At 43.5% G+C, this 13,731-nt stretch carries 13 protein-coding genes; 1 reads left to right on the plus strand and 12 read right to left on the minus strand.

Going from position 1 to position 13,731, the window contains the following annotated elements; translation table 11 throughout:
• Nucleotides 1–57: 57 nt before the first annotated feature.
• From C9991_RS07920 to trmD, 10 genes are all read right to left on the minus strand, one after another.
• Nucleotides 58–1,362: a leucine-rich repeat domain-containing protein gene (locus C9991_RS07920; protein WP_106812027.1), complete on the minus strand. Its 1,305-nt coding sequence runs from the start codon at nt 1,360–1,362 to the stop codon at nt 58–60.
• Between the two features lie 14 nt (nt 1,363–1,376).
• Nucleotides 1,377–2,279, minus strand: a complete 903-nt coding sequence (locus C9991_RS07925) for a fimbrillin family protein (RefSeq protein WP_106812028.1) — start codon at nt 2,277–2,279, stop codon at nt 1,377–1,379.
• A gap of 79 nt (nt 2,280–2,358) precedes the next feature.
• On the minus strand, nt 2,359–3,339 hold the full coding sequence (locus tag C9991_RS07930) for a fimbrillin family protein (RefSeq protein ID WP_106812029.1): 981 nt from the start codon (nt 3,337–3,339) through the stop codon (nt 2,359–2,361).
• Between the two features lie 22 nt (nt 3,340–3,361).
• Nucleotides 3,362–4,255: a fimbrillin family protein gene (locus C9991_RS07935; RefSeq protein ID WP_106812030.1), complete on the minus strand. Its 894-nt coding sequence runs from the start codon at nt 4,253–4,255 to the stop codon at nt 3,362–3,364.
• A gap of 25 nt (nt 4,256–4,280) precedes the next feature.
• The gene (locus C9991_RS07940; protein WP_106812031.1) at nt 4,281–5,174 is read right to left on the minus strand and encodes a FimB/Mfa2 family fimbrial subunit; all 894 of its coding nucleotides are present in this window, start codon (nt 5,172–5,174) and stop codon (nt 4,281–4,283) included.
• Nucleotides 5,175–5,194: 20 nt separating this feature from the next.
• The gene (locus C9991_RS07945) at nt 5,195–6,412 is read right to left on the minus strand and encodes an OmpA family protein (RefSeq protein ID WP_157949404.1); all 1,218 of its coding nucleotides are present in this window, start codon (nt 6,410–6,412) and stop codon (nt 5,195–5,197) included.
• A 96-nt stretch (nt 6,413–6,508) separates the two neighbouring features.
• A complete protein-coding gene (locus C9991_RS07950) occupies nt 6,509–6,754 on the minus strand; it encodes a hypothetical protein (protein WP_106812033.1) in 246 nt (81 codons plus the stop codon).
• Nucleotides 6,755–6,921: 167 nt separating this feature from the next.
• Complete coding sequence (locus C9991_RS07955; protein ID WP_106812034.1) at nt 6,922–7,356, minus strand: helix-turn-helix domain-containing protein; 435 nt, start codon at nt 7,354–7,356, stop codon at nt 6,922–6,924.
• Complete coding sequence (locus tag C9991_RS07960) at nt 7,325–8,101, minus strand: hypothetical protein (RefSeq protein WP_106812035.1); 777 nt, start codon at nt 8,099–8,101, stop codon at nt 7,325–7,327. The genes C9991_RS07955 and C9991_RS07960 overlap by 32 nt, the downstream gene beginning before the upstream one ends.
• 99 nt (nt 8,102–8,200) lie before the next feature.
• On the minus strand, nt 8,201–8,878 hold the full coding sequence (gene trmD, locus C9991_RS07965; RefSeq protein ID WP_106812036.1) for a tRNA (guanosine(37)-N1)-methyltransferase TrmD: 678 nt from the start codon (nt 8,876–8,878) through the stop codon (nt 8,201–8,203).
• Nucleotides 8,879–9,002: 124 nt separating this feature from the next.
• On the opposite strand from trmD, the gene thrS reads away from it, so the two are divergent.
• Entirely contained in the window at nt 9,003–10,955 is a 1,953-nt protein-coding gene (thrS, locus tag C9991_RS07970; protein ID WP_106812037.1) for a threonine--tRNA ligase, read from the plus strand.
• 88 nt (nt 10,956–11,043) lie between these two features.
• Here thrS and C9991_RS07975 read toward each other — a convergent pair whose 3' ends face one another.
• Both C9991_RS07975 and C9991_RS07980 read right to left on the minus strand, forming a co-directional pair.
• On the minus strand, nt 11,044–11,463 hold the full coding sequence (locus tag C9991_RS07975; RefSeq protein WP_106812038.1) for a Fur family transcriptional regulator: 420 nt from the start codon (nt 11,461–11,463) through the stop codon (nt 11,044–11,046).
• Between the two features lie 206 nt (nt 11,464–11,669).
• Nucleotides 11,670–13,709 (minus strand): helix-hairpin-helix domain-containing protein, encoded by a 2,040-nt coding sequence (locus C9991_RS07980; protein ID WP_106812039.1) that lies wholly within the window; start codon nt 13,707–13,709, stop codon nt 11,670–11,672.
• Between the last annotated feature and the right edge of the window lie 22 nt (nt 13,710–13,731).

Consider the following 13,731-nt stretch of genomic DNA (forward strand, 5'->3'; position numbering starts at 1 on the left):
TGTTTGCTGGGCAACTTATACTCCTGCCCAGCTTAGGAGTTAAATAATCTGTATTTATTATGGAACTTGATAATCACATGTAATAGACTGGAAGTCATAATTGAGGAATACTCTTCCATTATGTTCGTCGCTACCACTATAATCTTTAGTAATATCAGCAGTCCAACAATATCCACCTTCGGTTTTGCCACCATTCATGACTTTCTGGTCTTTTGACAAAATCAAGTCGATGTCTTTGGTTCTGCAACCCTCAAAGATACCTTTCTCTCCTGCTTTACCATATACTTTAGTAAGATTGCCTAAAACTACTTTTTGAAGCCTTGTACAATCTAAAAAAGCTTTTTCCGCGATTTCTGTAACATCTGGGAGGGCTATGGATTTCAGCATTTTCCAGTACATAAATCCTCCTGAAGGAATCTTCTTACATCCTATCAAAGTAAGGTTTATAGTCCCATAACTTGCTCCTGCAAGTCCGATATGTATTGCATCCAATGTTTCTTCATCCGCATCGGGAGCAAGCATGAGATTGATGTAAGTCTTGCCCGCATCCAATTCCTTCTTGACGTTTCCCACAATTTGATCGTAAGTGATACCTTCGTCAGCCAGCGAAACAACAGTAGCATCCAGAGCATAACTCTTAGCATTTTCTGTTGCTTGCGAGAATGTGTAAGTTGTCAATGCTGCTTCTCTATATTTCACTGTAACTTCGGAATTATTTTCAAAAGTACCATATAAATAGGCATTGCCCTTTTCATCCGAAGTAAGTGTATAATTTCCTTTCTGTTCCATATCGCTGCTGCCCGCAGGAGTGAAATCTTCGGTATCAACTGTTATTTGCTCATTGGGTAGAGTTGCAATACGCAAACGTGAATATTTGCGTGTTGCCTCGGCAAAAGAAACGGTTATAGTCTCACCATTACCAGTGATTATAGCATTTCCCTCGATAAGTTCATCCGTTCCTGCCGCCTTACCTTTTTTCAACATTAATGAGGTGTTGGCCCATTTATAATTAGGGGCGTAATATACATGAGGTATATATGCAGGGTCTCCTTCCCGATAAACCAATTCACCACTTGTCAACTCCCAACTCTTGCCATTATATGTAAAGGTTGCACTGTGACTTCCATAAGAAGTGTTGTCTATCACCAAAAGTAGTTCATCTCCTTCTGCCCATGAAGTCTTGCCTTCATCAGGTGTACCAATAGCACGAGTCTGTGAATCTCCGAATGCAGGAAATTCACCTACAACCAACTGTACGTTGCTCTTGCCTGTTGTTGCGGTTGTTTCTTCTATATCACTTGTGCATGACGCCATTACTATAGTAACGACTGCCAGCATGATGTATTGAAATATCTTTTTCATATTCTTTCCTCCAATTATTTGAGTTCTTCTTCGTTGTTACTGTCCCAACCTTTCAAATCATCTACGCTGATTCGGGTCAGTTCCACTTTGTCTTTTCCTATATCGAGTTTGTAGGTGTAGCGTTTACCCTCTTCAAAGTCAGTAGGCATCTTCATTTTAGCATTAAAAATATTGTCGCCTATCATGAATCTCAAGAAGACTTCATCTTTAATGTATGAACCAGGGATAACAATTGCAGAAAACATACCATCGTCATGCTTATAGGCTTTTACCCAAGCAGGATTACCTTTAGGTGTACTCATGACAAATTGCCCTCGGGCTTGGTCTCTACTAAAATCAACACTATTGTGCTTAGAATACACTTGTGGTTCACTAATATCCATATTAGGATAATCTGCAGTTCCAACATGATATACTATTGTAACCAGCGACATGCGATGCTTCATAGGAATGGTTATTAAATCGGACCAAGGAACATCGTACCAATATCCAGTTATGAGATCAGCGTTTTTCAATTTATCTTCGCTGCTTTGGTCTGTCTGTAAATCATACTGTAGATTATTTTTCCCAAAATCCATGTCAGATGGATATACAGCCAAAATAGTATGTTGTTCGTATCCATTTAACCAACGGAAACTACCACTGCGGGACCAGGTTTCGCCATTAAAAGAAAGAACAGTCGTACTACCAGGATCATAATCAGTAAATATACTTACTTTCAGTTTATCTTTGTCCTCCCAATTTTTACCATTTCCCAATGTATTGACACGAGTCTGCATACCTCCAACAGAGAAAGTGGCATTGATTTCCTGCCCTTTCAGCGTTGGAGCCATATCTTCATTTTGCGTACATGCTGTAAAGCCCATAGCCATAAGAGCCATTACCGCATAGGAAATTCTTTGTTTTATCGTCTTCATAATCTTCAGTTTTTTATTGTTAGTGAGTTAGTGAGCGGCCAAGCTCACTAACCCTGTATTTCCTATTTTCAGTACCTTATTATTCCATTTCTGCATCGAGAGATCCATTGTCTATGCCAATACCCCAACCCGTTATGCTTGCATTTCCTATTACTATACTATTATTTCTAACAGTGATAGTATAAGTATATTTTTTACCACCTTCGAATCCATTTGGTAGGGGTATCTTTGTTGTATAATTGTTAATAGTATTTTCGTTATACAACACACTACAACTGATGGTCAATTCTTTGTTTTCGAACTGTTGCGGGAAGAGTATGAACTTGCAGACCCTGCGATCGGTCAAAAGACCTGTTACTGGTAAGGTTTTTAGGGAAGAAGTCCCTGTGACTTCTGTCGCACCTGTTTTTACATTTATCTTACCCTGTGTCTTTATCTTGTCCAATGTTATACTTTGAAGATTATTCTTCCTGCTCTCAATACCTTCTCCTGCACTGACCGTAAATTCTATCATACTCATCTTGTGCTTAAAGCGATGATCTTTCTCTGGCAAGGATTCACCCACATTATTCAAGTCAGTGAAATTAACCATTGGCGATGCTTTGCTGGCTGTTGCTCCCGAGGCAAAGAGAAAATCGTTTGCTAATAAGGTATTACTTGGATTGCTGTAATCAATAGCCCAATCATTTTTTAACCAACCATCCTCATCGAATTTGTCATTATTGGGGTCATCAATGTATGGATAATACGCACTGAATGTCTGTTCCGCGTTATCTCTAAAATAAATAGGATTTGCCGAAACGAATTCACCATATCTGTCATATTCATACTTAACATTTGTTCCTTTTGTGTTTCCTGCGGAAGTGACATACACACCGATAGCGTCGCCAGTTGTCCATCTGTCGTTGTCTGCAGTTCCACGGGTTTTGATATTGTTGGAAATATCCGCCTTTACTGTGGCTGCAACAGGACCATTGTTGCCGATACCGTCTTCTTCGTTAGCGCAAGCTGCAAACAGCAATGCTGCGGCAGCAATGTATAAGAATCTAAATTTCTTCATATCTCTTGTTATTTAAGAGTTGTTATTGTGCTATATGTTCATTATTGTCTCCTGCCATTATCCAAGGCTCAATGGTTCCAGAAATATCTACGGCAGAACGACTCAATTTTACTACTGTATAGTGGTATCTTTTGCCACCCTCAAGTTTTACAGGCATTGTCCATACGAAAGGAGCGTCGTAACCATTGTTGAGGTCAAACTCTATCACTCGGCTTGCTTCTTCTGTAGGGAGCAGGATTGCCTCATACAGCTTGCCAGCTTCGGTAGTTTTCATCGTGATGTCCGCAGGAGTTTCTTCACCAGAGATAGTCCCATCCGCAAGATTGAAAGTGGCTTTGGTATTCTGACCTTTCACTGTCACAGTCATTTTCTTAAGGTCTTCTTGCGTGAGACCGTTACCTGGTTGAACTTCCAAAACAAGATTGCTTAACTTATGGTAGAACTTCAAGAATACCTGTGGCGTAGCTTTGTTGCAGCCTTCAGTCTTGGCATACATGAAGTCGATAGCTTCTTGTTTCCCTTGGTCTGTTACATCAAGTGCTACCTTGTAGTCATTGACAGTGGTCTGTGGATAGTAAGAATAGAAGTCCACATCTCCATCTATCGGGAAGAAAATAGTCTTACCTCCAGAAACAGGTGAAAAGCCTATACTTCCATTTGACTGATAGCAAACATTGTCAACACCCTCTTTGATTGCATCTGCCGAGAGAGGCTGTTTGGTACCTGTCATGAAGATACCGATCTTGTCACCATCAGCCCAGGCTACACCCGCAGCACGGGTGTTTACGTTGATACCACCAGTAAACTGCACGGCTACCTTTTCGTTCTGGGTAGAAGGTGCGGTGTCTTCTGTACTGCATGAAACCATTGCACCAGCCAAGAGTGCAAGGGCGAAAAACTTAGTCATCTTTTTCATATTATCAATATTTTAAAAGTTATTATTATTTTATTTCTACTTCATTGTTGAGGTTCGTCCAACCGTTGATGGTAGCTTCCAGATTCATCTTTGGCTGCATCTGGTTGTAGTTGAGTCGCAACTCATACTTTCCTCCAACCTTCATCGCCGGAGTGGTGATGTCATACTCTTGCAAGATCCCGTTAGGCAGCAAGAGGCGGAGATAAACATGAGAGGCGGGGCTTCCCTGTATGGTCGGCATCAGCCGGATGACTTCTGATTTCAGGGTTGATTCCGTAGCCAGGATAGTAGGCATTTCCACTTCCGTTGGATCTATGCTCGGCAACCCATAGTCGCCATCACTATTCTTCTGTGTAGGGAACAGACACCAGGCACAGTCTAAAGCCTTGCCACTCATCTCTGTGCCTTTAGGTACATTCTCTATGATGATGGTCAGTTCGGCAAGCACGCTTTTGACAGGATTCCGCACCACATAGTTGCCTTCCTTGTTGTCTATCTTCACATCGGCAACTCCGAAATAAGCATTGTCCTTCACATCCTTAGGATTGGTCAAGCCTATCTGGATATTGTTCCAATTAGTCAAAGCCCTGGTCTGGTCAGTGATGAAGAATGGCTCTATAAGATTGGTAATAGCCAATATCTGATAATGCCCTTCAGGAAGAGCGAAGCGTTGGCTTGCCACCTCCTGCGCACTGCCATAATGTTTTTCCTCAACTAAGGAACCGTCATCGGCATTGAATATCCAGAGTTTCACGTCCTTCACTTCCGTACCTTGGTCGGTTTCATCTGCCCAAGTGAGCGATACTGACAAACCACCTTCTTCCTCACCATCATGAACATTATGGTCGCAACTTGCCAATAGGCATGGGACGCATAACAGCACCCATAACCAAATATTAAATCTTCTTTTTGCTTTCATTTTCTATCTTGTTTTATGGGTTACTGATGATTGTCTTTAGTCTCTACTCGGCGAGCCTTATCCGCATCTTGGGTGTCATCGCTACCATTTCCTATTGCAGTAATGCGATTAGCCTCTATGCCATTCTTCGCAAGCCAAGTTTTTACAGCTTCTGCACGCTGGCGAGATATGCGCTTGTTGACAGCCACGCTGCCTTTCGTGTCGCACCAGCCGGTCACCGTCACCTTCATGTCCGGATTCTCTTTCAATGTACGTAGGATATCATTCAGCTTTGACAGCTCGCTCTGCTTGATGGCGATACTGTTGAAAGCGAAGTAGACGACGGGGAATGTCACCTTGTGCTGTTCTGCCACGTCTTGCTCAGCAACCTTTGTCTCAGCCTTATCCACAGTTTCTTTCTGATTGACATTCTCCGAAGAAGTTGGTTCCTGTTGTAGAACCTCCTTTTGTGGAACTGATGGAGTTTCTACTACCTTGTTCTTCTTTTTTGAGAGGTTAATTCCTAATCTTACTCCACTTTCCCAAACAAAGTTGTTCTTATGCAGATGCTCAGGCATTCCGTCCATACGTTCGCCAGTAAGACGAGTCAAACCGGAATAGATGCCCAATTTCAGGCATGAGGTCAGTTGGTAGCCCACCTGCAAGTCTGCACCATACCCCAAATGCCAGTTGGTTGAACTTTTCATCACCTTGGCATCATCGGCTATAGTATGGATATCAGCCTTGGTACTTACTGCATATATATGAGGTGAAACAGCCAAATCCCATCGGCTGTTAGCTGTTTGATGGAACAGTCCAAGGAGATGAACGTTCACTCTTGCCCCATATTGTCCCATTCTGACATGGCTTTTCAGATTGGCATATTCCCAACTGTCCATGCCTAAGACACCTGCCTTGTAAAGCACGCCGTCGCTACCCAACCAATAGTTACGTTCTACGCAACAGTCTTGTGCAGACAAGTTCATTTCTCCGTACTTGGCAGATAACTCTGCCGAGAAAATGGAGTTGAAACGATAGCCACCATATAAGCCAGCAGCCCAACCGAGGTACGTCTTGTCATGTCCGAAACTTGAGAAAGTAGAGAAACCGAAAGGCATTCCACCCTCAATACCGATGTACCAGCCTTGCGAAATAGTCTTTCCATCTTCTTTTACTTCTGCTTTCGCAAAAGAAAATGGAAGAATAAATGCAAGTATTGCTACCAGCAACCGATTTTTTGTTGTCAAATAATTTACCATATCATTCATTTGTTTTTTATCGTAAAGGTAAGGATCTGTCTCCAATTACAAGACAGGTATCCACCATAAAGCTAATTCATCCATTCTAACCGAAACTCACTCCAGGAAATACAAGAGGTTTGTCAGGAAGATAAATATGGATGCCAACAGCAAATAGATATAAAAGCGTTCTCTCTTGATGAAGTCACGAAAGCTATAGCGAGCCTTCCAATGATTCTCAAGATACATCCTGTACTCATGTATCATGGCATATCCCAAGATAATACCTAATATGAGTACAAACACCCCGATGATGATCAGGGCTAATTCTATCCTTGGCATAGTTTCTATTATTTCCTTCATGTTGCAAATATAGTGAATTTTTCCGAAAGAAGGTGCAGTTTTTCACTGTACAAGTGTCGCATTCCTACCAAAAAGGTGTCGCATTCGTAGGAATGCGACACCTTTTTGACTATTTTTCGATAAAAATTTTGCTTTTTCTTTGGTATTTTACGAAAAAATGATTAGGCTCAATTTGAATCATTTTGTGCTGTATATGTAGATTGGAAGTCTCTCCATTCGGTAGGAGAACAGCCTTCTTTTGTCTTGAAGATTCGGTAAAGATGAGTGCGACAAGAGAATCCACACTCGGCTGAAATGATGTCGTTGCTATAATCTGGATATTCCAACATCATCTTCTTGGCTGCGTTGAAACGTATCTCGCTGAGCCATATTCGGAAGTTAGAGTGCAGGCATTGGTCGAAGAACTGGCTCAGTTCGTTCTTTGAGATACAAAGCGTACGGGAAAGCGTCAGTATGTTTACATTACAGTCCTTATATCCTAAATTCGCACACCAGTCATCAAGACTCTTCTGGATGAAATCTCTGCGCTCGTCGGAAATTAGCTGTAAAGATTCTATACCACCTGTGGAATTATACTGCTTGGCAGAATGTGCCCCCCCCATACCTATATTTAGTTCTCGCTAAGGCATAGCTTTCTTCTTCTTTGTCCAGGAGTTCTTCGGTAGGGATATAACTGCTGCCGAGAGCAATAAACGTAAGATTGAAGAACAACAAGGCAAGCAATACGGCAGGACCTACTATATATAATAAGGTGGTAGAACAGATGGCAACTGGCATAGCGAGAACTGCGAGCCATAGAATGATTACACTTGCTCGGGAATATCTTACGTAAGGCAACAAATCCGTTGCCGCCATTGTCTCCAACATATTTTTACGCCTAATCATCTCCTGAATAATCATGTATATGCAATAGAAAACACTTACGCAAAACAGAGTCAGCATCAGATAAAGCCCCTCTCTGATATACAGGCTATGATGAAGACTGATACCCACGCAAAAGACCACAATGATGGCAGCATAAATGCCACTACACATCAGTATCATCTTTCTGAGGTTGGAACGTGTGGCCTCTATATTGTAGATTCCCATGGAGATAAGCGAAAAACAGGGCGTATAGACGAGAATGTTAACGACAGCCCCAAGACTGTCGTCAGCAGCACGGAAGCCGAAAACCATCTGTATGACATATTGTATCGCCAATCCTATTAAGGCGACAACAATCATCCATCGTGAATGCTCATATCGCTTGTTCTCCCATCTTACATGCAGATGAGAGAGTGCCACGAAGAAGGCATTGACAATCATGAATATGAAACATGCAAACTGAAGAAGATACAATGAGTCCATAGGTTTCTTGTTTTCACACTTGCTGAAGTGGAATATATAATGTGTTCAAAATCCATAATAAGATAATGTGGATTTTGAACACATAAGTCTTGTGTGGTTTTATTTCTCAAGCAGGTCGGGTCGCAAGCGCTGCGTACGCTCCATGGCTTGTTCCATTTCCCAATTCTTTATCTTTGCCTCGTTGCCGCTAAGCAATATATCGGGTACTTTCCATCCCTTGTAGTCGGCAGGGCGTGTGTAGATAGGAGCAGATAGCATGTCGTCCTGGAAACAATCGCTTAGGGCGCTCTGCTCGTCGCCTATAACACCCGGCACAATACGTACAATGGCATCTGCCATAACGGCAGCAGCAAGCTCGCCACCAGTGAGCACATAGTCGCCAATTGAAATCTCTCGTGTGATAAGATGGTCGCGCACACGCTGGTCTATACCTTTATAATGTCCGCATAGTATGATGATGTTGCCCTTCATCGAAAGATCGTTGGCAACATGCTGGTCAAACTTCTCGCCATCAGGCGATGTGAATATCACCTCGTCGTAATCGCGTTCGGCCTTTAAAGCAGAAATACAGCGGTCGATAGGTTCGCATTGCATCACCATACCCGCAAATCCTCCATAAGGATAGTCGTCAACACGGCGCCACTTATCTGCCGAATAGTCGCGCAAGTTGTGTAGATGAATCTCGGCGAGACCCTTCTTTTGAGCGCGTGCAAGTATCGATTCGTTTATAAAGCCCTCAAGCATTTCGGGCAATACGGTTATAATATCTATTCTCATAGGTGCAAAATTACATAATTTCGGTCATTCAGCAAAGAAAACATGAAAATAACCACGTTTATTTTTGCCTAGTCTTTTTATTTAGTTATCTTTGCACCAACTTTGATAAAAAAACTAATTTGTTATGGTTAAAATCACATTTCCTGATGGCTCAGTTCGTGAATACGAGCAGGGCGTGACGGGGTTACAAATCGCCGAGAGTATTTCACCGGCTCTCGCTCGCAACGTTGTATCTTGCGGTGTTAATGGTGAAACAGTGGAGCTTAATCGTCCTATCAACGAGGACGCTACAATCGCCCTTTACAGATTTGAGGACGAAGAGGGTAAGCACACATTCTGGCACACATCTGCCCACCTTCTTGCCGAGGCTCTTAAGGAGCTTTATCCTGGCATACAGTTTGGATTTGGTCCGGCTGTGGAAAACGGTTTCTTCTACGACGTAATGCCTAAGGAAGGCGACGTCATCTCCGAGAACGACTTCCCGAAGATAGAGGCAAAGATGAAGGAACTCGCCAAGAAGAACGAGCCAGTTGTTCGTCGTGAGGTTCCTAAGGCTGAGGCTTTGGCCGAATTCAAGGCTGATGGTCAGGCTTACAAGTGTGAGCACATTGAGCAGGATCTTGAGGATGGCTCAATTTCTACATACACTCAGGGCAACTTCACCGACCTTTGTCGTGGCCCGCACCTTATGAGTACTGGTGCTATCAAGGCTGTTAAGATTACAAGTGTTGCTGGTGCTTTCTGGCGCGGAGACGCTAAGCGCGACCAGATGACACGTATCTATGGCATCTCTTTCCCTAAGAAGAGCATGCTGGATGAGTATCTGCAGATGCTTGAGGAGGCTAAGAAGCGCGACCATCGTAAGATTGGCAAGGAGATGGAACTATTTATGTTCTCTGAGCGTGTAGGTAAGGGTTTGCCTATATGGTTGCCTAAGGGTACCGATCTTCGCCTTCGTCTTCAGGACTTGCTGCGCAAGCTCCTTAAGCCTTACAACTATCAGGAGGTTATCACTCCGGGTATTGGTGGCAAGAGCCTTTATGTAACATCAGGCCACTACGCTCATTATGGCAAGGATGCTTTCCAGCCTATCCACACACCAGAGGAGGACGAGGAGTATATGCTCAAGCCTATGAACTGTCCTCACCACTGCGAGGTCTTCGCACGCAAGCCACGTTCGTACAAGGATCTGCCTTTGCGTATCGCCGAGTTTGGTACTGTGTTCCGCTATGAGAAGAGTGGCGAGTTGCACGGACTTACACGTGTGCGCACCTTTACTCAGGACGATGCTCACCTCTTTGTACGTCCAGAGCAGGTAAGACAGGAGTTTGAGAACATCATCGACATCATTCTCAAGGTGTTCAGCATCTTTGGTTTCAACAACTACGAGGCACAGATCTCGCTCCACGATCCTAAGGATACCGAGAAGTATATTGGTAGCGAGGAGATTTGGGCTGAATCAGAGAATGCTATCCGCGAGGCTTGTCGCGAGAAGGGCCTTGAGGTACACGAGGAAGTAGGCGAGGCTGCTTTCTATGGTCCTAAGCTCGACTTCATGGTTAAGGATGCTATTGGTCGTCGTTGGCAGCTTGGTACAATCCAGGTTGACTACAACTTGCCACAGCGCTTTAAGCTGGAGTATACAGCTGAGGATAACTCTAAGCAGACACCTGTAATGATTCACCGTGCACCGTTTGGTTCACTGGAGCGTTTCACAGCTGTGCTTATTGAGCATACAGCAGGTCATTTCCCATTGTGGCTTACACCAGACCAGGTGGCTATCCTGCCTATCTCGGAGAAGTACAACGAGTATGCTAAGGAGGTACAGAAGTTCTTCGACAAGCAGGGTGTACGTGCACTTGTAGACGACCGCAACGAGAAGATTGGCCGCAAGATTCGCGACAACGAGCTCAAGCGTGTGCCTTACATGGTAGTAGTAGGTGAGAAGGAAGCAGCCGAGGGTCTTGTTTCTATGCGTAAGCAAGGTGGCGGCGAGCAGGCTACTATGACTAAGGAGGAGTTTGCTAAGCGCATCAACGACGAGGTTGCCGAGCAGCTCAAAGCAGCTGAGGAGTAATACTTAAAGTATACCTACATAAAATTGACGGGGATTAACAACTTGATGATTTGTCAAGTTGTTAATCCCCGTTGATTGTATAGATGTATTACTTTGCTTTGCACTCTGCGCATACTCCCTTAATAACAAACGACATGGCATGTGCCTCAAACCCTTCCGGCAATTGTACATCTGGCATTTGCGCATCTTCCAAGCAAAACGAACGTTGGCATATCTCGCAATAGAAGTGTATATGATTTTCGTCGTGCTTGCATGGACCATGATGTCCGCATAGCTCGTAATTTAGCAAACCACGTCCGTCCTCGAACGAGTGTACAACCTCATGTTCAAGAAACAATGTCAGCACACGGAATATGCTCGACTTGTCCATAGACAGTAGTTTCATTTCTAATGCCTTCAAGCTCATAGGTCGATTGGCCTCGTGCAGAGCTTTTAGCACTAATATTCTGTTGGCAGTAGGTTTTACTCCTTTGCTTGCCAAATGCTCAACTATTTCGTTTCTGTTCATATCTTTTATTTTCTATACCTTATTATATATAATGTATTGAACGATCTTCTTTAAATATGCAACTTGCAAAAGTAGGATAAATAAATCCACTTGTAAAAGTAACAATAATAAATCTAAATCTCATCTATTTTGGTGTCTTTAACCTTATGCTATGTCTATTTATGCATAACAAGATGGATAAGGCAGAGTTTTCCCAATTCTTCTATTCAGAATTTCCACTTCACTTGTATGTCCATATCAGTTTTCCATGAGCTGTTGATTTGTTGATACGAACTTGATATCACGTCGCGGTCGAAGTATTTGGTGGTTCCCACCTTACCTATTATAATAAGGCTATTGCCAATACTACCCCTTACGAACAAGGCTCCGCGCATGCCCTCGCCGTAATACATCGGGAAGTTGAAACTGTATAATGTGCTGCGCTCGTAGGCATAAATGCGCGAGTTGTAGTCTTGCGTATTGAAATATCCAACGTTTACGGCTACGGTTATAGCATCATGGTTATATCCAATAGTTTGCATAATCATACCACCGCAACTGTTCTCCAAGCCTTGCATACCAGATGGAAATACCGCGTATGCTCCGTCTATTTGAGTTTTGGCATTGAAATGTTTGCCATTGTATGCCAATGACAGGCGCGCACGATGCTCGGTTTTGTTTATAAGTATCTTCTTTTTTGTTGTCTCGGCATTGTTATAGTCTTGTTGTCTTATTCGCAGACGATATCGTGTAGACAATGTAAGGCGCCTTGACATGGTATAGGTGGTTTGTAGCATGTTGTCCCATGAGTGTGATGTTTTGGATGCAGTGTATCGTGCCCAAGGAAAGTAGGCATAGTCAGAGTAGGCAAGTATAGATAGTCGGCTTAGTGGCGACCATTTAGCTCCGAGGTATATTCCACTCTCGTTTTGCACCTTGCCTCCGTCGCTGAACGATGAACTAAAGAGCGAATAGTATCGGTATGAATAGAAACGTTGTATGGCTGTGAGAGTAAGCGAAGAACAAGCTTTAAGCGAAATGCTGTTAATTGTAGCTATCGCTCCCTCGTTGTTAAGAGCCGTTTCGCCGTTGATGTTAAGCCAGCTGTTTATGAATCCGTAGTCGATGCTGCCGTTGTAGAAACTCTTTCCTTTAGGGTCGTATAGGCGGAACAGTTGCGATGTGTTGGGATGCAATTCGCGGTTGTATGTTGTGTATATGGTGTTGGCACCAAGATGCAGTCCATAGTTTTGCCAGCGTATAGCAGCGCCGGTTGTCCATTGTGCCGAGTTGTGCTTGCGTCGTATTTCGCTTATGGTACGGTGGTAACCAGTATGCAGCAGCGTGCGTATTGAGCCGTCTTCGTTAAGAGTGGCATCTATCTTGCGGTAGGATGCAAATGCCGTGATGTCCGTATGCTTGCCAAGTGCAATTGTTGCCGCAGTGCCTTGCAGATAGTAGGCATCAGAGCGTGAGGCGTTTGGTGATATGTTGTTGGTGGAAGATGAGAACACAAGCGATGTAGTTTTGCCAAGTGCAAAACCTGTATTCATAATAAGCCCCATACCAAGTCGAACCTTGTATTGTCCGAGTGCGAGTGTCTTCAGACATCCAAGTTTTCGAGCAATGGCATAATAAGCATAATGGTCGTAACCCATATTGTTGCCGTTGGCGAAGAAAGGCTCTCCGGCATCTTGCGCCCCCGTTATACCCGCTTGTACATACCTTCCAAACTTGAATGTGTAGCGCATCCAATGTTTGTATTGATATCCCAGGTAGCCGCTGCGGTCGCCCTTTCTCTCGTAGAACGGAATGCTTGCTGTGGCAACAAGTTCGTGTTTGCCATATTTGAGTATGTCTTTTACATCGGGAAATTGCTTGTCTTTCTTCTCGTTGCCAATAAATACAAAGCATTGCAGCATATTAAGGCGCACAGGGTCGAGCGTTTGAAGCATGGACAATTCGCCCATTGATTGCAGCGGACGATAGCGGTCGAGATATTCGGTAAGCTCCTCTATCTGTGTAGAGTTAAGAAAGGAGAGTTGCTTAAGATCATCGGCTGTGGCTGTGTTTAGGTTGATAGGCGAGGCCTCGAGCTCGCACAGGCGTTCGTACATATCCTCCATGTTGTTGTCCTCTATATCATCGTAGTCGGCAATTTGCTCAAAGTATTGTTGCCATTGGTTTTTTGGTTGGTCGGCATATTGGGCAAATGCTGGCGCGTGTAAGGAGAGGAGGAGTAGGAGAGTGACATTGAGTTTTTTCATAGTGTATGTAGTTTTATTTATA

Origin of the sequence: Prevotella merdae, assembly GCF_900290275.1 — a bacterium.
In the GTDB taxonomy this organism is placed as follows: Bacteria; Bacteroidota; Bacteroidia; order Bacteroidales; family Bacteroidaceae; genus Prevotella; species Prevotella merdae.